Below are 20,882 nucleotides of genomic sequence, written 5' to 3'. Positions count from 1 at the left end.
ACTATTCGACACCCCGAATACGAACCGCGGTACCGGAATTCGTCGGTGTGAAATGCGGCACGGCCCGATAGGGCGCCGCGCCGCCGTCGAATGGACGCCGAAATGCCGTCTCGCGGTCAGCCGATATTCGCCGACAGGTCGGGGATCATGCGATACGCCTCGTCCTGCCAGTTGCTCCACGCGTGGATGCCGAAGGCCGGGAAATCGTAGACGACGTTGCCGCCGCCCAGGGTGGCCATCCTGACCTGGAAGGCGCGGGTGTTGGCCAGCGCGAGCGCCTCCAACGCCATCCCGTTGAGGGTGGTGAAACTCGGGGGGTCGTTCGAGGTCGGCAGGCCGCTCGCGGCGGCGACCCACAGGCGGGTGCCGTTGCGGACCAGGTTCGGCGCGAAGACGAACGGGTCCATGCGCAGCCACTGCGGACCCCACGGCGGCGCCATCGCGTCCACGTTGTAGCCGCCCGCGTCCAGCATCGCCACCCGGATCGCCTCGCGCATGCCGGGCGCGGAGATGTTGAGGTAGCCGGAATACGCGCCCGCGAAACTGAACTGGTCGGGATGGTATGCGGCCAGCGTGAGCGCGGCACTGCCGCCCATGGACAGACCGAACACGCCGTTGCGATACGAGGAGAAACCGAGGCGGTCCCGCAGCGCGGCGCGCAGGTCGTTGACCAGAAAGCTCTCCCACTGGTAGCGGTAACTCTTGCCGGGCCCGGCCGCGAATCCGTTCAGCCCGCCGGAACCGGTGCTCGACCCGCTGCCCGCCGGAATGCCGAAGAATTCACTGGGTGCGTTCCAGTCCGCGTAGAAACTGGACATGCCGCCGACGGGCATGACCACGTTGATATTCCAATCGGCGAGCACGCGCGGAACATTGGTCTCGATCTCCCACCCGTTGAGGGTTTCGGGGGCGCGCATGCCGTCGAGGACGTAGACGACGCGATCGGTGTTGCCGTCGGCGGCGCGCAGGATCCTGGTCTTGATCGGACCCATACCCGAGTCGACCCAGAAGTCGAAGGCGCCGGGGTCGAGGGCGGCCGATGCGGTCGCGCCGTGTCCGGTTATGCCGAGCGGGGCGAGCAGCGCCAGCGCCGCCGCGGCGGCCAGCCGCCCGACCCAGCGGCTTCTGCCGGCCGACCCGCGCGTCCAGCCGGTGTTTCGCATTCGACTCGAGCTCCGCATTCGATTCGACCTTTCTTCGGGACGGCCAACAGCAAATGTGAAGCTACTGCCATGGCCCTCCGATAGGGCGCACCGATCGCACATCCGCAGGGAATCGGACATTCCGAACAGTGCACATGCTTTCCGAGTATCAATCGGCAACGGACGTCTCTATGTTGCTGGAAAGTGGTACAAGCCACAAGTATCCGAAGCCGCCCGACAACGACGAAACCGCCCGGCGCCGAAGCGCCGAGCGGTTTCCGAGAACGCGTCGTACCGGGCGGTCAGCCGATATTGGCCGACAGATCCGGGATCATGCGGTAGACCTCGTTGGCCCAGTTCCGCCAGTTGTGGATGCCGACGTTGGGGAAGCTGTAGGTGACGTTGTTGGCGCCGAGCGAAGCCATCCGCACCTGGAAGGCGCGGGTGTTCACCATGGCGAGCACCTCGAGCGGGGTGCCCTGCACGATGCCGAGCGGGTCGGTGCCGTCACCCGGCCCGGGGATGCCGCTGCCCGCGGCCACCCACAGGCGGGTGTTGTTGGCCTTGAGCATCGGGGCGAAGACGAACGGGTCCATGCGCAGCCACTGCGGACCCCACGGCGGCGCCATCGCGTCGATGTTGTAGCCGCCCGCGCTGATCATCGCCACGCGCAGCGCCTCGCGCATACCCGGCGCCGAGATGTTCAGGTAGCCGGAGTAGGAGCCCGCGAAACTGAACTGCTCGGGGTGGTACGCGGCCAGCGTGAGCGCGGCGCTGCCGCCCATGGACAGACCGAACACGCCGTTGCGGACCGTGCTGAAGCCGAGACGGTCCCGCAGCGCGCTGCGCAGGTTCTGGGTGAGGAACGTCTCCCACTTGTAGGTGTTGGTCTTGCCGAGGGTCTCCTGCCAGCCGGAGGAGCCCGTCAGCGCCGAACCCGACGAGGATCCGGACGGACCGGAACCGGTGGGGATGCCGAAGAAGTTACTCGGCGCGTTCCAGTCCGCGTAGAAGCTGGACGGCCCGCCCACCGGCATGACGACGTTGATATTCCACTTGGCCAGCTCGCGCGCGACATCGGTGTCGTTCTCCCAGCCGTTCAGGTCGCCACGCGCGCGCATGCCGTCCAGCGCGTAGACCACACGGCTGGTGTTGCCGTCGGCCGCGCGCAGGATCCGCGACTTGATCGGCCCCATGCTGGAATCCACCCAGAAGTCGAAGGCTTCCGGGGTGAACGCCGCGGACGCCGCGCCACTCCCGCCCGCCACCGACGCTCCGAGCGGCAGCACGACCGCCATCGACACCAGCATCGCCCGCTTGAGCCAGCTGCCTACTCTTCGAGATCTCGGACGACCGACCTGAGCCCTACGCCCGATAACGCCTCGCATCTAGTTCGCTCCTTTAGTCGACCGTTATTCGGCCGCGTTCGACGGTGACCCGTCGGCCCGCCATGCACACACGACGCCCCGACGGGAGAACCCCGACCGAGACTAACCTGCCATCGATGCAGGTGCGTTATCAAACCGAGACAAAGCGGTATGCCCCACATTGTGGAGCATGTCCAATGCGGCCGTCGGGCCCATCGGGTCAGCAGCACTCTACCGGGACCGGTGTGCACAGCGCGGCACGCGCTCAGCGCGGCGGCTGCGGAATCGGATCGACAAGGCCGCAACGCTGGAGTTCGTACTTGGGCACCCGGTCGATCCGGTACTCGGCGAAGTGCAGCGCGTTGCGGAGGTTGTGCCGCCAGCGCTCGAAGGTGAGCGGCTCCCGGTAGGAGACCATGAGCGCCTGGGTATCGGGGCAGGTCAGGGCGACCCTGGCCTGGGCGACCCAGTCCTCGTCGAGGTACCACGGCATCCACGGCTTGCGGTCGACCATGCCCGATTCGACGATCACCCAGTCCGGGTACAGGCTCTTGTCGTGGCCGATGCGTCCGTCGGTGAGCCGCTCGGTGTGCGCGGCCAGCGGATAGGCCAGGCCCATCTGGTCGATGACGCGCACCTCGAGCGGGACGTTCATGCTGGTCATGCCCAGGTTGAGGAAGTAGACGGTGTGGCCTACCCCGTCGGCCGGGATCGGCGCGGGCGGCGGCGCGACGTACCAGAACATGTACGAGGGCGAATTCAGCAGCACGCCGCCGTCGGGTGTCGCGGTGATGTCGTTGACCATGGCCCTGATTCGCGGGTAGTCGAGGTAGTCCTCGGCCCGGATCGGGTGATCGTGCCCGGTGTTGAGCACGTAGTAGATGCGCTCGTCGACAATGCCGGACGCGCTGATCTTGGTGCCGGTGGTGATCGCGGTGGTGTTGGCCGCGAACAGCGCCCACCCGGCGGTGGCCGCCCAGGCCGCGACCACGATCGCGAACGCGGGATCGATTCCGCGCGTGCCGCGTTCGGGCAGCCGCACCGGAAGTACCGCGACCGGAAGCAGGAACAGGAACAGCTGGGGCAGCAGCATGCGCCCGTGCATGAAGTCGCCGCCGACCCGCACCGCGTACACGGTGAGCACGGCACCGCTGACGAGGACGAGCGCGACGACCGCGGCGGGGGTGCGAAGCCGGACGCGCCACCGGTCGAGCCGCGCGCGCACGCCCGGCTCGGATTCGCCTGGCGCCGAACGGGTGAACGCGCCGCCCGCGCGACCCGCGGTCACACCGGCGAGCAGCAACACGAGCAGCGGCACCACAAGGTAGTAGGGGCCGACCAGATCCCACAGGTAGGTGAGGCCCTGACCCCACTTGGCCCCGCCCGCGTCCTTGGCGACGGCGGTATTCGGATACGGCAGACCGTAATAGCCCATCCGCCAGATCTGGTAGCCCATCGGCAGCAGACCCGCCACCGCCACGATCAGCAACCGCAAAGCGCTGGGGCCGAAGCGGAATCGCGGCATCGGCGCCAGGAAGATCATCAGCAGCGCCAGCGCGCCGACCAGCGTCATCTCCGGGCGGATCAGCGGTGCGAGGCCCGCCAGGAACACGAGGCCGAAAAGTCCGGCGACACCGACGCGTTCGGCGCGCGCCCACCGCATCAGCTGCCACCACAGCAGGCCGAGCCAGCAGATGACGAGGCCGCTCTCCAGCCCGGAGGTGACGTAGTCGCGCGCGGGCGGCACCGCGATGTAGACCAGCGCGCCCGCGGGCAGCAGCAGGGCCGAGCGCGGGCCGCCCCACAGCCGGGACGCGCCGAGCATCGCGAAGACCATCGCGGCCAGCGACAACACCATCGCGACCGCGAGCACCACGTACTCCAGCCGCAATTCGGTGAGCCAACTGAAGAACCACACGATGTAGGTCCACGCGGTGCTGGTGTTGGTCTCGACCCGCTCCCCCGCGTTGAAGACGGGACCGTTGCCCGCCATCAGATTGCGGACGGTGCGCAGCACGATCAGGCCGTCGTCGGCGATCCAGCGCCGCTGCCAGCCGCCGATCGCGAACAGCGCGACGGTCAGTGCCGTCCCACCGACGAAGATGGCTCGGGACAGCGGCGCGAACCGCGACACCGCACCCGCCCCGGAACGGGCGGGTAGCTCGGCATCGTCTTCAGTTCGCTCCACTCCCTCTACCAGCATCTCGTCAGGTGAGATAGACAGCGACACCTACCGCTCCGATCCAGGCGATTGCGAGGAACTGGAGGACGCGATCCCCCAGCGCGATCTCTTCGGGTTCACCGGCCTCGCCGCCATCGACGTCGACCGCGTAACGCAGGATTGCGATGGTAAACGGAATCATCGACACCGCATAAGCGCTTGTGTCGTTCAACTCACCTTGTTCGAAGGCCCACAGCCCGTAGAACACCACCACCGCCGTCGCGGCGAGCATCCACACGAAGCGCAGGTAGGTGGGTGTGTAGTACTCCAGCGACTTGCGGATCTTAGCGCCGGTGCCGAGGGCGATCTGGAGTTCGGCGTAGCGCTTGCCCGCGGCCATGAACAGCGAGCCGAAGGCCATGATCAGCAGGAACCACTGCGACAGGCTGATATCGGCCGCCGCGCCGCCCGCGACCGCGCGCAACAGGAAGCCGGAGGACACGATGCAGATGTCGAGCACGGCCTGGTGCTTGAGACCGAAGCAGTACGCGAGCTGGATGCCGATGTAGACGGCCATCACAACGGCGAGCTGCCAGGACGCGAGGAACGAGATGCCGATCGCGCCCGTGAGCAGGACCACCGCGAGGATGTAGGCCAGGTTCACCGGGACCACGCCCGCGGCGATCGGGCGGAACCGCTTGGTCGGATGCGCCCGGTCGGCCTCGACGTCCATCGAGTCGTTGACCAGGTAGATGCCGGAGGCCGCCATGCAGAACACCACGAAGGCGATGGCCACGTGCCAGAGCACCGAGACATCGCTCAGCACATCGGGACCCGCGGCCAGCGGCGCGGCAAGGACAAGGACGTTCTTGACCCACTGCCGCGGCCGGACGGCCTTGATCAGCCCGCCTGCCAGCGACTTGGGCGGACCCTTCACGGCGGCCTCGGCAAGGTCAGCGCCGGTCGGATCTTCACTCATGTCAACCATGGCCTTTTCTTGTGCGGTCACTGTGTATCCAATGTTCGACGGTCCCGGTGCACTGTGCGCCTCACTCGAGTTACCTCCCGCGGCCGCGCCGCTCATGTCGTTCGCCGCGCCGCTCGCGTCGTTTCTCGGCGGCCAGCACGACACCGGCCGACGCGGCGCCGAGCGCGGATCCGGCGAGCACGTCGGAGGGGTAGTGCACCCCGAGCACGACTCGGGAGAGCAGCATCGGCGGCACGAGCACCGCAGGCAAGGGTAGCCCGGTCAGTCTGCCGAGCAACACCGCAGCCGCCGTTGTGGAGGTGGCGTGCGAGGACGGGAAGCTCAGTTTGCTCGGCGTGCCGACATTGATCCGCACCGAGGGATCGTTCGGCCGCGGGCGCCTGACCACGCGTTTGATGACGATCGACGCCGCGTGCGCGCCGACCGCGCCGACCGCGACCCCCGCCCACTGCGCGCGGCGCGGCTTGTCGACCAGCCAGCCCGCGGCGGCGATGCCGATCCAGCCGAGCGCGTGCTCGCCGAAGTGCGACATGCCGCGCGCGGCGCGCACGATCTCGGGACGGGCGCCGATAGTGGCCTGGACCGCGTTGATGATCGCCACCTCGGGCGGCTTGGCGGCGGGTTCGGCGAACGCCGACACCGGCCCGCCGTGTCCGTTGGCGCTCGGCGCGGCGGCGGCCGCGGGCTCCTCGCCGGTGTAGTCGGTTTCCGTGCTCACTGCTTGTCTGTTCCTTCGATGCCGAAGACCTGTTCCCAGGCGGCGGTGCTGGTGAGTTGCGGATGGGCGGCGCGATAGCGCTGACGCATCTCGGGATAGCGTGCGGCCAGTTCCTTGCGCAAACGCATCGCCTCGGTGAACAGTCCGAGCGCCTGACGCGGATCGCGCTTGCGGTAGACCACGCCGCGCCCGTCGGCGGTGGTCACGGTCACGCCGTCGACCTGCGAGAGCAGGAACCAGCGCGCGTCCAGGGTCGGCACGTTGAGCTGGGGCGTCTCGTGGTGCCTGCTCCGCGCGGGCTTGAAATTGTGTACGACGCCCTTGACCAGCCGGGTGATCTTGGCGATCGGATTACCCGGTTCGCCCACCGCGCCGACATCGATATGGCTCGCCAGCGGCAATTCCGTGGAGGACGGCAGGATCACCGCGTCCGGGAACTGCTTGCGCATATCGTGCACCGCCCCGAGCGCGCTCGGCAGCAGTTGGAACAGCCGTTCCGGACCGGCCAGGAAGTCGCGGATCGCCAGATTCTGGATCGCGACCGTCGAGTATTCCAGGCAGAGCAGGTGTTTCAGGGTCGCCTTGACGGTGTTCACCACCATCGGCCGACCGTTGCCCGGCAGGTGCAGCGTCGAGACGACGAGTCGGTTGCGCAGGTGGAAATACGCCTGCCAGTCGATGGCGTCGTCCTTGTCGCTCCACGCCATGTGCCACACCGCTGCGCCGGGCAGCGTCACCGTCGGATACCCGTGTTCGCGGGCGCGCAGGCCGTATTCGACGTCGTCCCATTTCAGGAACAGCGGCAGCGGCTGACCGATCTCCTCGGCGACGGCGCGCGGAATCACGCAGGTCCACCAGCCGTTGAAGTCGACATCGATGCGCCGGTGCAGCAGTTTCGAATTGTCGCGGTCCTTGAGCGGATACTTCGAGAAGTCGTGGTCGTATTCGACATTCGGCGCCGAGGTCCACATGAAGATGCCGCGGTCGACGACCTCGCCCATGGAATGCAGATGCGAACGTTCCTGCAGGTTCAGCATCTGTCCGCCGACCAGCAGCGGCGATTGCGCGAATCGCGAGAAGGCCAGCGCGCGCAGGATCGAATCGGGTTCGATCTCGATGTCGTCGTCCATGTAGACGATGTAGTCGGCGTCGGTGGTCTTCAGCGCCTCGTACATGACCCGGCTGTAACCGCCGGAACCCCCGAGATTGGGCTGATTCCGAATGGTGAGCCGATCGCCGAGCGCGGCCGCGGCCTCGGTGAATCCGGGCTCGTCCACGACCTTGCGGTTGCCCTGATCGGCGACGATCACCGCCGCGATCTTCTCCAGCACCAGCGGGTCGGAACCGAGCGCGGCCAAGGTCTTGACCAGGTCGGTCGGACGGTTGAAGGTGGGCATGCCGACCGCGATCGTGCCGGGGCGCGGCGCCTCGATGGGCGCGTACCAGCCGCCGTGCAGCAGGGTGACCGCGGTGTCGGTGGTGATGTCGAACCAGATCCAGCCGCCGTCCTCGAACGGGGCGAGATCGGTCTCGAATTCCACGGTCACCGAATCGGCGCCGGATTCGACCGCGAATTCCGCGCCGCGCACGTGGATTCGGGAGCCGTCGGCTTTGGAACGGTACAGGTCGACGCGACCGTGACCCGCCAGTTCCAGCCGCAGCACCACCGATTCCAGCACGCTCCAGCGTCGCCAGTAGCTGGCGGGCAGCGCGTTGAAGTAGGTGCAGAACGAGACTTCGGATTCCGCGCCGATGGACAGTTCGGTGCGGGTGCTCGCATGCGAACGGCGCGCGTTGGTGGGCGATTCCTCCAGGTAGAGGGTGCGCACGTCGAGCGGTTCGCCCGGCCTCGGCAGGATCACGCGCTGTAGTAGCGAGGTCGCGCGGGTCTGGCTGGTCATCTGTTCCACCGTCGAAGGAGCGGCCACGACTACGCCTCCTCGTCCACGAGGGAGGCGCCGGTCTCGAAGTGCGGGCGCAGCACGTTGTCGAACATGTTCAGCGCCGATCCGATCGCCATGTGCATGTCGAGGTACTGGTAGGTGCCGAGGCGACCGCCGAAAAGCACCTTGGCCGAAGCGGTTTCCTGCTTGGCGCGGTCGCGGTAGGCGAGCAGTTTGGCCCGGTCCTCCGGGGTGTTGATCGGGTAGTACGGTTCGTCGCCGGTCTGGGCGAAGCGCGAGAACTCGCGCATGACGACCGTCTTGTCCTTCGGGTAGTCGCGCTCGGGGTGGAAGTGGCGCGGCTCGATGATGCGGGTGTACGGGACGTCGGCGTCGTTGTAGTTCATCACCGAAGTGCCCTGGAAATCACCGGTTTCGAGCACTTCGGTCTCGAAATCGATGGTGCGCCAGCCGAGTTCGCCCTCCGAGAAGTCGAAGTAGCGGTCCAGCGGGCCGGTGTAGACGACCGGGGCGTCCGGACTCTCGGCGCGCACCTGCTCGCGCACGTCGAACCAGTCGGTGTCCAGGCGCACCTCGATGAGGTCGGAGGCGGCCATGTTCTCCAGCCACTTCGTGTAGCCCTCGGCGGGCAGACCCTCGTAGGTGTCGTTGAAGTAGCGGTTGTCGAAGGTGTAGCGGACCGGGAGCCGGGTGATGTTGCCCGCGGGCAGTTCCTTCGGGTCGGTCTGCCACTGCTTGGCGGTGTAATCGCGCACGAACGCCTCGTAGAGCGGGCGCCCGATCAGCGAGATCGCCTTCTCCTCGAGGTTCTGCGCGTCCTTGGTCTCGATCTCGGCGGACTGCTCGGCGATCAGCGCGCGCGCTTCCTCGGGCGTGAAGTACCGACCGAAGAATTGCGAGACCAGGCCGAGCCCCATCGGGAACTGGTACGCCTGACCCTTGTGCATGGCGAAAACGCGATGCTGATATCCGGTGAACGAGGTGAACTGTGTGACGTAATCCCACACGCGCTTATTCGAGGTGTGGAAAAGATGCGCACCGTATTTGTGGATCTCGATACCGGTCTGCGGCTCCGGCTCCGAATAGGCGTTGCCGCCGATGTGATAGCGGCGATCTAGCACCAGCACCCGTTTACCCAGCAGGGTGGCGGCGCGCTCGGCGATGGTGAGCCCGAAGAAGCCCGAGCCGACGATGATCAGATCGAACGGTGCGTTGGAGTTGACGGAGGTACCCGGAGACGATGCGGCGGTCACGGTGGCCCAGCGTATCGGAAGTCCGCCGCGCGACCACCGGAGAGTTCCGGACCGCGGGCGTGATAAGGGCACACCTCGAAATCGGGCGCCGATAATTCGATCTTGTCCGTTCCGATGGATTTGCGCCGGGCGCAGCGCCTATGCCCGTCGCGGGCGGTGGCCATGTCAGCGGTGCGCCGTTGACATCCCTCGCACGCAGCGCTCGAGCGGGCCTGTGCGTGCCCGTGGTGACGGCGGGGCGCTCGCGCGGTTCGGCACCGCATGTTCTTCCAGAGTTCTTCTGGACTTCCACCCCCCGGAAATCGGGGCAGGATGTGATTGCCTCCTAACTGAACGGTCGTCCAGTTCAGTCGAAACCCCTCACCGCGTTGGTCCGGCGCCGCACCAACGATCGACCGCCCCCGGAGGCTCGCCATGCGGATCCCCCGCGCCCTCGTCCCGCTCATCGGCGCATTCGTGCTGTCCGGCACACTCGGCGTCACCGCGGTCACACCCGTGACGGCACGGGCGGCCGACCGCGACACCGTGGCAGGCGCGCCGATCGCCGACGCGGGCGAACTCTGCGTCGGCGCGGCGCCCACCTTCGACGACATCATCGGCATCACGGCCACCGCCCTGCGCGCGCTCGTCCCGGCCGAGCAGGTAGCGGGCTACGACCGCGAGGTCGAGCAGGTCCGGCTCGCGCTGTCGAACCTGCGCGTGCACCGCGACGGGCTGCCCGTACATCCCGGCGCCGTCAACGAGCGCACGGAATTCCTCGACGACCCGATCGTCACGTACCTGGTGAACGGGCTCGACGCGGTGCGCACCGGCCGCATCGATCAGACCGTCCCGGCGTCGCGGCTGACCGTGAACGACGTCGTCGAGGTGTTCATCCTCGCCACCCGCTTGGTGAAGATCCCCGCCCAGCTGGCCGCCGCGATGGTGCCGACCGTCGGATTCGTGCTCAAACCACTGGTCGGCGCGGTCTTCACCGGCGTCAAGTCGCTGGCCCGGCTCGTGCAGGACAACCTCGCGAGCCGGTGCGCCGCGCCCAACGCCTACCGGCCGCTCGATCTCGACGAAGTGGTCGTGGCGCCGGTCGCCGTTCCCGACCAGGTGCGCGACCTGGCGAACAGCCTGGTCCGTGCCGACGGCTCCTGCACGCCCGTCGCGGACCTGACGACGCACGAGCTGGTCGAGCGAACCAGGGACTATCTCGACCGGTCCGACCTGCCGCTGGATCGCGCGGCACTGCGCGCGAGCGCCGATTCGGTGCGGGCCTTCCTGGCCGAGAACCGGGTGGCGCGGATGGCGCTGCCGCGGCGCACCGAGGAACTCGGGCCGCTGGTCGACGCGCTCGACTACGGTCCGGTGACCTTCCTGACCAACCTCGGATTCGGGATATACGAGGGCCGGGCGCTCGAGACCGTACCGCTGTCGGAGGTCGAGGTGGAGAACGCGCTCGACCTGACCACCCTCGGCCTCGACGTGACCAGCCTGCTCATCACCGCGGGCACCACCGTCGCCGGTTCCACCGGGATCGCCGCGACGGTCACCACGCCGATCTCGATCGCGCAGACCCTGCTGTTCGCGCCGACCACCTACGGCGCACCGATCGTGAAGGGCGTCATTCAGTCGATGTGCGGCGCCTGAGTCAGTCGGCGTAGGCGATATCGGGTTCGATGTCGAAGCCGATATCGCGTTCGGCCCGGTCACGGTCGGTGTACATGCGCCAATACTGTTCGGCCAGTTCGTCATTGGACAGGCGGTTGATCTCGAGGCCGGGCGGGATCAGCTCCGGGTTCGCGTCGATGATCTGCTGGGCCTTGCTCCCACCGATCAGCACGCCGACATTGAGCAGTCCGACATGGACTCCGGTGCCGCGCAATTCGGCGTCGAGCTGGCGGATGTAGGCCCGCTGGGCGGCCATGACGACGCCGAAGTTGGCCAGGTACGGCTGCAGGTGCTGTTCGGACAGGCCCGAGGAGTACAGCAGCGTGCCTTCGCCGCGTTCGATCATCGCGGGCGCGAGCGCGCGGGTCATCCAGATCGGCGAGTAGAGCTTGAGTTCGAGCGGGGCGCGCAGGGCGTCGACATCGATGTCGAGGGTGGAGGCGGAGCGCGCCGACATATCGGCGGCCGCGGTGTGCACGGCGACATCGATCCGGCCGAATCGGTCGGTGATCGCATGTGTGGCGCGCAGCAGTTCGGCCTCGCGGGTGAGGTCGGCGGTGAAGGCTTCGGCGGTGATCCCCGCCGCGGTGAGTTCCTCGATCAGCGACGCCGACGGGGCGCGTCCGATGGCGGCGATCCGGAATCCCTCGCGGCCGAACCGCCGCGCGGCGCCGAGGGCGAGTCCTGGACCGAATCCGAAGATCGCGAGCGTCTTCGACATGGTGCTACCTCACTAAGTTGAGCATAGGTTCAAGTTAGCTCCGACGATAATGGAAGTTGAACCCATGCTCAAGTTAGTTCGACTCCCGGATTTGTAGGATTCAGCCCATGCCCGAGGACAAGCCGTTGCGCAGCGACGCCAAGCGCAACCGCGACGCCCTCGTCGCCGCGGCCCGCGAAGTGTTCCTCGAACGCGGACTCGACGCGCCGCTCAAAGAGATCGCCGCGCGCGCGGGCGTCGCCATCGGCACCCTCTACAACCGCTTCCCCACCCGCGACGACCTCATCGCCGCCGCCGTCGAAGACCGCGTCGAAGCCGGTTCACGAGTCGCCGAGGCAGCGCTGGCCATCGACGACCCGTGGGATTCCTTCGTCTACATGGTCGTGAAAGTGTGCGAACTCCAAGCGAGCGACCGACTCCTCGGCGACCTCGCGCTGCGCACCGCGCCGAGCGCCGCGTTCGCCCGCGCCAGGGAATACGGCCACGGCCTCATGCGCCAGATCATCACCCGCGCCAAGGACGCCGGCGTGCTGCGACCCGACTGGGTGCTCGAGGACATCGCCTTCATCAGCTGGTCGCACATCCGCATAGTCGAGGCCACCGCCCACATCGCCCCCGACGCCTGGCGCCGCAACCTCGCCCTCGTCCTCGACGGACTGCGCGCCTCGGCCGCCCACCCGCTACCCGCCCCGCCCATCACCGAGGACCAACTCATGCGCGCCCTGCGCGACTAGACCTCGCTTGCCTGTCCGGTTCGAACCCGGCCACTGTCGGGGCTACACGGCAGGTCGGTTCGCGCGATATCGGGATCAGCGCCGAGAACACACGGCAGGTCGGATCCACACGACATCGGGGCCAGCGCCGAGAACACACGGCAGGTCGGATCCACACGACATCGGGGCCAGCCCCGACAACACACGGCAGGTCGAATCCGCGGAATCGCGGTCATGGCGGGTCAGTGCACGAGGGATCCGGTAGGTGCCCACACCGCCGAGCGCGCGCGGCAGTTCAATTGCGGGAGCGAGGTATCGCGGTCATGGCGGTCAGAGTCGGGAGTGCGGCGGCCGCGGCGTTGGCGGCCCAATCGCCTTCGATCAGTGCGGTGACGGTGCCGGGGAGGCCGCAGGTCGCGAACAAGGTCTCGGCCACGCGGCTCGCGTCGGCGAACCAGTGCACCCCGTAGTCGGAGCTGTAGCCGATGAGCGCGGCGAGCAGGCCGATCACCGCGATCGTCGCCCATGCGCCCGCGGCGACCAGCACCACGTAGCGGCCCGCCTCCTCGCCCCGGTGGATCAACACCGAACCGTAGACGAGCACGGCCGCGAGCAGCAGACCGCCGAGAACCGCGATGACCGCGAGCGAATTGTCGAAACGTCCCGGATCGTCGTAGAAGTCGAAGCCGAGCCGCAGCGCGCCGATCAGATTCAACACCGCGCCCGTCGACGCGAGAACGATCGTGGTGGTGGCGACGGCCCCACCCGCCCGCTGCCCCGCCACGGAATTCCCGTACACCACCGCGTGTCCCTCCTGGCGCCGCGCACCCCGCGAGCCGAACCCCTCAAGTATGCGCAATGCGCTCCGCGAGACCCGCAACGCACACCACCACACCGCACACCACCACACCGCACACCACCACACCGCACCGCACCGCACCGCACCGCACCGCACCGCACCGAGCGGAACCGATCCGGACCGCACACACCGTGCTATGCCGAACACCTCACGCCAGGTAGATCCCGACCGCGTCTCACCCTGCCGAGTCCACCCGACCCGCACACCATGCCGAACCTCGACCGCCCCAGCACCCCACCAACCCGACCGCGCCCGCGTACCGGGTCGGTACGCGGGCACGGTGTGATCTACCGGACGCTGGTTCTCACAGGTTCGCCTCGGCGTAGACGCGCATGGCGTCGCGGACGAATTCGGCTGTGCCCGTGCCGTGTACGTCGTAGTTCCGGCCGAAACGCGGGTCGGCGACGTACATCTCACCGAGTCCGATGAATGCCTCCTTCACCACCTGGCGGCCCTGCCAGCCGACGCCGATCCACTCCTTGTGCCTGGCCACGATGGCCTGCACGGCGGCGCTGTCGGGCGCGAGGCCGTCGGCGTGCGCGCGGCCGAAGTCAGCGGCGATGTCCAGTTGGGTCTGCTGGAAGCGTCGCTTGTCGTCCTCGGACATCGCGCGCCACCAGCGGTCACCGCTGGTGTAGGCATCCTCGCCCCACCGTTCGATCACCTCGTCCTTGTACTTCGTATGGTCGAATCCGTCGAAGACTTCCGCTGCCACGAGTCGTTCACCTCTTTCCGTCTTGTGCAATGTGGTTCGCACCGACTCGATCCGGCGTCGGATCCGGTCCTGTTCTTGCAAGAGCAAACCCAGGTGCGCGCGCAGTGCGGTCGCGGTGTCGCGCTGGCCCGCGAGGACTTCGCCGATGGCCGGGAGGCCGAGGCCGAGTTCTCGCAGCAGCAGGATCCGCTGCAACCGCACGAGGGAATCCTGGTCGTAATAGCGGTACCCGTTGGCGCCGATCCGGCTGGGCGGCAACAGCCCGAGTTGCCCGTAGTGGCGCAACGTCCGGCTGGTGGTACCGGCCACCTTCGCCAGATCCTGGATGGACCATTCGCCCCGCCGGGTGCCCGCTGTCATTCGACCCGGTCCCTTCCTTCTCTCGTCGGTGAAACCAGTCTGCAAGTTGACGCTACGTCAAGGTCAACCCGCTGATTCGACGCCGACTTCCGATCTCGGGCACACCATCAGAACGAGTCCGGTCCCTCCCCTTCCGATTCCGACGTCTCCGCGCTCTCGGAAAGCTCTCGATTGTCCGGCGGTACGTGATCCTCCGGCACCGGAAGTCCCAGATCGGCACCGCCCGAATCAGCACCGCCCGAATAAGTTTCGCCGTTCGGATTCGGCGCGCTCGCGGCGTCTGGGTCCGGGACATTCGCCTCAGGAACCATCTGCATCAACGTAGTGAAGTCGACCACCTGCGCGCCCAGGCTCGGCGTGGCGATGATGACGCCATTGGTGAACAGGCGATACGTGCCCGCTTCCTCCGGTAGTCGCATCTCGGGACCGAGCGGGGCACCCACCGCACTGCCCGCACCTCCGATACGCCGGTATTCCGAATCGATCGCCGATTCGACGCCGGGCACACCCCCCGGACTCACACCACCGGGCACACCGGCTGGAACCGAACCTGGCACACCCGCCGAACTCATCCCACCCGGCACACCGGCCGCGCCGCCGGGCACACCCGCCGCACCACCGGGCACACCCGCCGGAACCGAACCTGGCGCACTCGCCGGACTCACACCACCCGGCACACCCACCGGACTCACACCACCCGGCGCACCGGCCGCGCCGCCGGGCACACCCGCCGGACTAGCACCACCGGGCGCACCAACCGGAACCGAACCTGGCGCACTCGCCGGACTCGCACCACCGGGCACACCGGCCGCGCCACCGGGCACACCCGCCGGGACCGAACCTGGCGCGCCTGCCGGACTTGCACCACCCGGCACAGCCGCCTGCCTCGGCTCACCGGGCGTACCCGCGCCGACACCACCGGGAACGGTCGCCGAATTCCCCTGGGGCTCGGAGTTCGGGAGCGCGGCCGAGGTGTCCACCCGCGGATCGGTGGGGATGCGTCCAACGCTCAGTTCGGCGGGTGTCGGGCCGACTTCGAAGGTCTGGATGTCGGCCGGGGCGCCTCCGTCGGGGGCCGCCGAGTATTCGGCGCGCAGGATTCGGCCGTCGCGCAGCAGGACCGTGCCCGCGGTGCTCGCGACCGCTTCGGCGGCGCGCGGGTCTTCGGCTGCGGTGCCGGGGTAGACCTGGCAGTCGGTGGTGTCGCAGGTCTGGGCGTAGGGGTAGCGCTGTTCGGCGATGGCGTAGGAGCGCGCTGCGATGGCTTGGGCGCGCAGGGCCTCGCGGGCGCCCTTGTCGACCCAGTTGGCCTGGACTTCGGCGGGGACGAGGCCGAGTAGGTAGTCCTCGATGTGCACGCGGTTGACGGTGCGCGCCGCGCCGTCTTCCGATGCCAGGCCGAGTGCGCCTCGGTAGGCGGTGCCACCGCACAGGGTGAGGTGTTCGGCGGACGGGCGACCCGGAGCGGGGTGGAGGGGGTACACCCATGGGTCGCGCGTGGAGCCCTGCCATTGCACGTCGCCGTCGCAGCCGATGGTGACCACGACGTTGGCGCCGCCGTCGGGCAGTGCGGTGAGGTGCACGGCCTGACCGCGCCCGACCTCGCGACCGGCCACTCGCAGGCCCGCATCGGCGTATACGTCGAGGGTAGCGTCGTCCTGTTCGGTGAGCCGCACCCCGATCGTGGTCGGGCCGACCGTGCCGAGGGTCGCGCCGGGGTAGTAGTGCGCGAGTATCTTCTCGGCGGTGTCGCCGCGCTGCGCGCTGTCGAATGCGCCGTGCTGGCTGAGGCCGCGCCCGTGACCGGGACCGGCGAGCACTCGATACGGCGTGTCGCTCGGCGTGTCGCATACCGCGACCGCCGCTACGACGACCGTGGCGGCGCCGATGGCGATGGTGATCGACCGCGCGGGCACCGGCCGTCGCACACTCGTCGCGCCCCTGTTCCCGATACGAATTCCGCGCTGCATTCAGGGCTCCCTCAGGATTGGTCGACTTCGGGGGTGCGCGCGCAGTTCCGTTCACCCGCACCGGTTTCCGTGATCGGATCGCATCCGGCCGCCGTCGGCATGTCGCCCCTCCGACCGCAATCCGAGAGCTACATTCGAGTTATCGCATAAGCCTCAACTAGAGGTTTAGATATGTGATAATTGACAACTAGTGTGGTCTTTGATGCGTCAGGAAGCAAGCCTCGAAAATTTGCATCTGTTCATGGTTCGACCCGAATGGAGACGCTCGTGCCGTACCGCAAACCGAAATATTCCTACGTACTTCCGATGGTCACCTCACTTGCGGTAGCGGCTCCGCTCGCGACGCTCACCCTCGGCGACTCGACCGGCTACCCATCGGTGGCCAACAGCGAACTCGCAGCGGTGCCCGCGCAACTCGCCGAGGTCGTCCTCGACTCGGCCCCCGAGATCACCCTCCCGGTCCGCGACCTCACCGGACTCGACCTGCCGGACCTCCGCCTCTCCGACCTGCGCGTGCTGCCGGACCACCCCCCATCACCTCCGGGCCCGGCGCCGTCCCCAACCACCGAACAACCGGGACAAACCAGTTCAGCGCCCCGATCCGGCGGCCTCCGCTTCGTCTCCGACCCGGCCGACCTCGAACCCGGCACCACCCCCGACACACCGGCGCTGACACCCGGCGCGGTACCGGCGGAACTGCTCGGACAGGTCGGCGCGCAAGTCAAACAGCTGTCGCGGGACACGCCGTTCAGCGTGGTCGCGCTCACCGCGCGGGAACTCGCGAACACCACGGCCATGGTGCGGGCGCGCCAACCCGACGGCGGCTGGGGACCCTGGTACCAAACCGAACCCGTCGACACCCGCCGTGACGACCACGTGGCCGCCGACCGGACCTCGGGCACCGAACCGATCTACGTCGGCAACACCAACTCCGTGCAGATCCTCGTCACCCGCAAGGACGCCGCCTCCGCACCGAAGGCGCCGCCCGCACCCGGCGCGGTCCCCGGTCCCGATCCGCTCGAACAGCCCCCGGCCCGCGCGGGCGACCCGGCGCCCGTGGTGACCGACCTCACCGCCATCCTCATCGACCCGGGTCGCGGCGCCATCGACGGCGCGCTCAACGATGTGGCGGGCGCACTGCCCGGCGGCGGGCCAGGCGTGATCACCCGCGCGCAGTGGGGCGCCGACGAATCGCTGCGCTGCGAGGACCCCACCTACGACGACGCGCTCGGCGGCGTCACCGTGCACCACACCGCGGGCCGCAACGACTACGGCAAGGCCGAATCCGCGGGCATCGTGCGGGCGATCTACACCTATCACGCGCGCACTCTCGGCTGGTGCGACATCGGCTACAACGCCCTGGTCGACAAGTACGGCCAGATCTTCGAGGGCCGCGCGGGCGGACTCGACCGGCCGGTGCAGGGCGCGCACGCGGGCGGGTTCAACGAGAACACCGCGGGCGTGGCGCTGATGGGCAACCACGAGACGGAGACGCCATCGGACGCGGCCGTGAACGCGGTCGGCGCGTTCGTCGGCTGGCGCACACGCGTCGCCGGACTCGACCCGAGGGGCCACACCACCATGTATTCGGAAGGCACGGAGTTCACCCCGTACGCGCAGGGCGAATCCGTCGACCTGCCGATCGTGTTCGCGCACCGCGACGTCGGCAACACCACCTGCCCCGGCGACGCCGCCTACGAACTCATGGACCGCATCCGCGATATCGCGGCGGGCACGCCGGGCAGGCCGAGTCCGGGACGTTCGCAAGCCGACCTGGCCGCACTCGCCGCGCTCACCGCCCGGCTGCTGGAAATGGTCGACGACAATGTCATCGCGAGGCACTGGTCGAACAAGGGCGGACCGGACGGACCGCTCGGCGCGGCGATATCCGAACCGCTGCCTGCGGCAAGTGGCGCCCAGTTCGCCAAATTCGCCAACGGCTACGTCTACTCGACCCCCGACGGCCGCACCGTCGAGGTGGTCGGCGAAATCCTGCAGCGCTTCCTGAACATGGGCGCCGACAGCGGCATACTCGGCCTCCCGCTCAGCGACGCCTACCCGGTACCGGACGGCGTGCGCGCCGACTTCCAGCACGGCTCACTGATCCTCAACCAACTCACCGGCGTCGTGACCACGGTCTGGAAAACCTACAACGAGACCTACCAGCAGGAAATGCGCCGCGACCCCGCCACCACCCCAACGCCGCCACCCGCACATGTAGGCCCGACAGCACGCACGTCGATCACCCCACCGGTCACCTCACCACGGCCCACACCGATCACCCCGCCGACGCACGAATAGCAGGCCCCGCTACCGAGCGGCTCGAGCGCACGGCCGAGCAGGCCCAACACCCCGGCTACGCCCCAGGGCAACCCCTGCCCGCGACCGCACTCGACCACCGAGACGGGGCGCCCGGCCCCACGATGCCGATGTCAGCCGTCGCCATGGCACGCGGTGACCACCTCGTCGCCCGCAGCTGGTACTCCTGCCGCTGCCGTTTCGGCAGGCCCGGCCACACCGCCGAACGCGCGTCGAGGCGGCACCGCCGGTAACGACCCGCCCGATGGTCGCGCCGATCGTATCGACGCTCGTCTCGGTGGGGCGACGCGCTTCAGGACCACCAGCGCTCCAGGATCTGGGCGACGCCGTCGTCGGAGTTGGGGCCGGTGATCTCGTCGGCGGCGGCGAGGGCCTCGGCGTGCGCGTTCGCCATCGCGACGCCGTGGCCGACCATGGTCAGCATCGGGACATCGTTGGGCATGTCGCCGAAGGCGACCACCCCGGAATGTTCCACGCCGAGCCGCTGGGCGACGGCGGCGAGCCCGGATGCCTTGCTGACGCCGGGGGCGGACAGTTCGATCAGGCCGTGGTCGGTGGAGTAGGTGATGTCGGCGCGGCCGTCGACGAACGGGGCGAGCAGTGCGCGCATATCGCCGCTGTTCGCGCCGGGCAGGCGGATCAGCATCTTGATCGCGGGCGCGTCGATGACCTCGTGGCGGGCCACGGCCGTGTCGTCGGGATTGAGCCAGGCGTGTTCGTATTCCGGTGAGCTCACGAACTGCGGTGTCACCGCGTCGTGGGCGGTGGCGCCGACGCGTTCGGCGGCGAGGCCGCAGCCGGGCAGTACGCGTTCGGCGAGGTCGGCGAGCCAGGCCAGGGTTGACACGTCGAGGGTGTGGCTCGCCAGCACCTTGTCGGTGGCGCTGTCGTAGATGACCGCGCCGTTGCCGCAGACGCACAGCGGCGCGTAGCCGAGGCCGTCGACCACCGGGTCGATCCAGCGCGGTGGGCGGCCGGTGGCGAGCACGAACGGCACGCCGTCGGAGATCAGGGCCGTGACCGCGGCCTTGGTGCGTGCGGTCACCCGCTCGTCGTGGTCGATCAGGGTGCCGTCGACGTCGGTGGCAACCATTCTCGGCTTGGGCAGGTGCAGGTGAGTCACCTATTCCATCCTGCCGGAAATTCCCGCCGACGCGATCGCAACCGCCGCGCCGTCGGATTCGCGCGCCGTCACCAGCCTTGCGGACGCTGCCACGAGCCGTCCTGCGAAACCGGCGCGGGCGTGTAATCGGCCGCGGGATAGGGCGTCGGCGCGGCGACCGGATATACGGGAGCAGCCTGTGGATATCCCTGCTGCGGGTAACCCGGTTGCGGATAGCCTGCCTGCGGGTACCCGTATCCCGGCGGCTGACCACCCGGCACGAAGCCGGACGGCGGGTATCCGCCCACCGAGGACGGCCGATGCGCCAGCCACCGCGAGGTCGGCGGCACCAGCGCGAGTATCGAGGTCACGATCGGGAACACCACGCCGATCACTCCGGGAGTACCGCTGGTGACCATGCCCCCGCCGGTCGCGCCGAACGAACCGAGCTGCGACATCACGTAGCCGACGCTCACGATCTGGCTGAGCACCGTGGCCGCGCTGCCGAGCACGACCAGCGTGCGGCCGGAGGACTTCCGGTTGAACAGCAGCACCGAACCGATGCCGAGCAGGAACGCGATGATGATACCGACAGCGCCGGTGGCCACGACGATCGTGTAATAGGTGTCGTTGCCGAGCAGTCCGGTGTCGTCGTAATCGGAGAGTTCCGAACCGAATTCGGATAATCCGAAGTACAGGCTGACACTGCCGCCGATCAGGCTCGCCACACAGCCGAGCACCGCGAGCACACCCGCGGTGATCGCGGTGGCGCCACTCGGTGCGGAGACGTGCCCCTGCGGATACGGGTCGTAGGCACCGGGATACTGCGGATACGCCATGGTTTGCCCCCTCCCACGCCGACTCGGCCCGGCGCTGTAGGCAAAGGATAAGCGAGGTGGCGGACATGCCGTGACGCGTGTGGCATGCGCGACAC

Annotated in this window: 16 protein-coding genes; 3 read left to right on the top strand and 13 right to left on the bottom strand. The window is 68.3% G+C overall.

Annotated features, from left to right (window positions below):
- Positions 1–116: 116 nt before the first annotated feature.
- The 7 genes from IT779_RS22220 to glf all read right to left on the bottom strand — a co-directional run bounded on the left by IT779_RS22220 (position 117) and on the right by glf (position 9,533).
- The gene (locus IT779_RS22220; protein ID WP_196151317.1) at positions 117–1,163 is read right to left on the bottom strand and encodes an alpha/beta hydrolase; all 1,047 of its coding nucleotides are present in this window, start codon (positions 1,161–1,163) and stop codon (positions 117–119) included.
- A gap of 281 nt (positions 1,164–1,444) precedes the next feature.
- The gene (locus tag IT779_RS22215) at positions 1,445–2,530 is read right to left on the bottom strand and encodes an alpha/beta hydrolase (protein ID WP_196151316.1); all 1,086 of its coding nucleotides are present in this window, start codon (positions 2,528–2,530) and stop codon (positions 1,445–1,447) included.
- Positions 2,531–2,774: 244 nt separating this feature from the next.
- Positions 2,775–4,712, bottom strand: coding sequence for a flagellar motor control protein ZomB (zomB, locus tag IT779_RS22210; RefSeq protein WP_232541974.1), 1,938 nt, complete (start codon positions 4,710–4,712; stop codon positions 2,775–2,777).
- A gap of 4 nt (positions 4,713–4,716) precedes the next feature.
- Entirely contained in the window at positions 4,717–5,649 is a 933-nt protein-coding gene (locus IT779_RS22205; protein ID WP_196151315.1) for a decaprenyl-phosphate phosphoribosyltransferase, read from the bottom strand.
- A 79-nt stretch (positions 5,650–5,728) separates the two neighbouring features.
- A complete protein-coding gene (locus IT779_RS22200) occupies positions 5,729–6,298 on the bottom strand; it encodes a phosphatase PAP2 family protein (RefSeq protein WP_196151463.1) in 570 nt (189 codons plus the stop codon).
- A gap of 74 nt (positions 6,299–6,372) precedes the next feature.
- The gene (locus IT779_RS22195) at positions 6,373–8,277 is read right to left on the bottom strand and encodes a glycosyltransferase (RefSeq protein ID WP_196151462.1); all 1,905 of its coding nucleotides are present in this window, start codon (positions 8,275–8,277) and stop codon (positions 6,373–6,375) included.
- A gap of 29 nt (positions 8,278–8,306) precedes the next feature.
- A complete protein-coding gene (gene glf / locus IT779_RS22190; RefSeq protein WP_196151314.1) occupies positions 8,307–9,533 on the bottom strand; it encodes a UDP-galactopyranose mutase in 1,227 nt (408 codons plus the stop codon).
- A gap of 414 nt (positions 9,534–9,947) precedes the next feature.
- On the opposite strand from glf, the gene IT779_RS22185 reads away from it, so the two are divergent.
- Complete coding sequence (locus IT779_RS22185) at positions 9,948–11,168, top strand: hypothetical protein (RefSeq protein WP_196151313.1); 1,221 nt, start codon at positions 9,948–9,950, stop codon at positions 11,166–11,168.
- Position 11,169: 1 nt separating this feature from the next.
- Here IT779_RS22185 and IT779_RS22180 read toward each other — a convergent pair whose 3' ends face one another.
- The gene (locus IT779_RS22180) at positions 11,170–11,910 is read right to left on the bottom strand and encodes an SDR family NAD(P)-dependent oxidoreductase (RefSeq protein WP_196151312.1); all 741 of its coding nucleotides are present in this window, start codon (positions 11,908–11,910) and stop codon (positions 11,170–11,172) included.
- A 107-nt stretch (positions 11,911–12,017) separates the two neighbouring features.
- On the opposite strand from IT779_RS22180, the gene IT779_RS22175 reads away from it, so the two are divergent.
- Complete coding sequence (locus tag IT779_RS22175) at positions 12,018–12,644, top strand: TetR/AcrR family transcriptional regulator (protein WP_196151311.1); 627 nt, start codon at positions 12,018–12,020, stop codon at positions 12,642–12,644.
- 274 nt (positions 12,645–12,918) lie between these two features.
- Here IT779_RS22175 and IT779_RS22170 read toward each other — a convergent pair whose 3' ends face one another.
- The 3 genes from IT779_RS22170 to IT779_RS22155 all read right to left on the bottom strand — a co-directional run bounded on the left by IT779_RS22170 (position 12,919) and on the right by IT779_RS22155 (position 16,527).
- Entirely contained in the window at positions 12,919–13,422 is a 504-nt protein-coding gene (locus tag IT779_RS22170; RefSeq protein ID WP_196151310.1) for a hypothetical protein, read from the bottom strand.
- A gap of 364 nt (positions 13,423–13,786) precedes the next feature.
- Positions 13,787–14,557, bottom strand: coding sequence for a MerR family transcriptional regulator (locus IT779_RS22165; protein WP_196151309.1), 771 nt, complete (start codon positions 14,555–14,557; stop codon positions 13,787–13,789).
- A 107-nt stretch (positions 14,558–14,664) separates the two neighbouring features.
- Positions 14,665–16,527 carry a SpoIID/LytB domain-containing protein gene (locus IT779_RS22155; protein ID WP_232541973.1) on the bottom strand — a complete coding sequence of 621 codons (1,863 nt, stop codon included), beginning with the start codon at positions 16,525–16,527 and terminating at the stop codon, positions 14,665–14,667.
- Positions 16,528–16,782: 255 nt separating this feature from the next.
- On the opposite strand from IT779_RS22155, the gene IT779_RS22150 reads away from it, so the two are divergent.
- Complete coding sequence (locus IT779_RS22150; RefSeq protein WP_198428796.1) at positions 16,783–18,828, top strand: N-acetylmuramoyl-L-alanine amidase; 2,046 nt, start codon at positions 16,783–16,785, stop codon at positions 18,826–18,828.
- 310 nt (positions 18,829–19,138) lie between these two features.
- Here IT779_RS22150 and IT779_RS22145 read toward each other — a convergent pair whose 3' ends face one another.
- Both IT779_RS22145 and IT779_RS22140 read right to left on the bottom strand, forming a co-directional pair.
- Entirely contained in the window at positions 19,139–19,939 is an 801-nt protein-coding gene (locus IT779_RS22145; RefSeq protein WP_196151461.1) for an HAD family hydrolase, read from the bottom strand.
- 98 nt (positions 19,940–20,037) lie between these two features.
- Positions 20,038–20,787, bottom strand: coding sequence for a hypothetical protein (locus IT779_RS22140; RefSeq protein ID WP_196151308.1), 750 nt, complete (start codon positions 20,785–20,787; stop codon positions 20,038–20,040).
- Between the last annotated feature and the right edge of the window lie 95 nt (positions 20,788–20,882).

Origin of the sequence: Nocardia bovistercoris, from assembly GCF_015674855.1 — a bacterium.
Taxonomy (GTDB): domain Bacteria; phylum Actinomycetota; class Actinomycetes; order Mycobacteriales; family Mycobacteriaceae; genus Nocardia; species Nocardia bovistercoris.
This window is presented reverse-complemented; position numbering and strand designations above follow the sequence as displayed.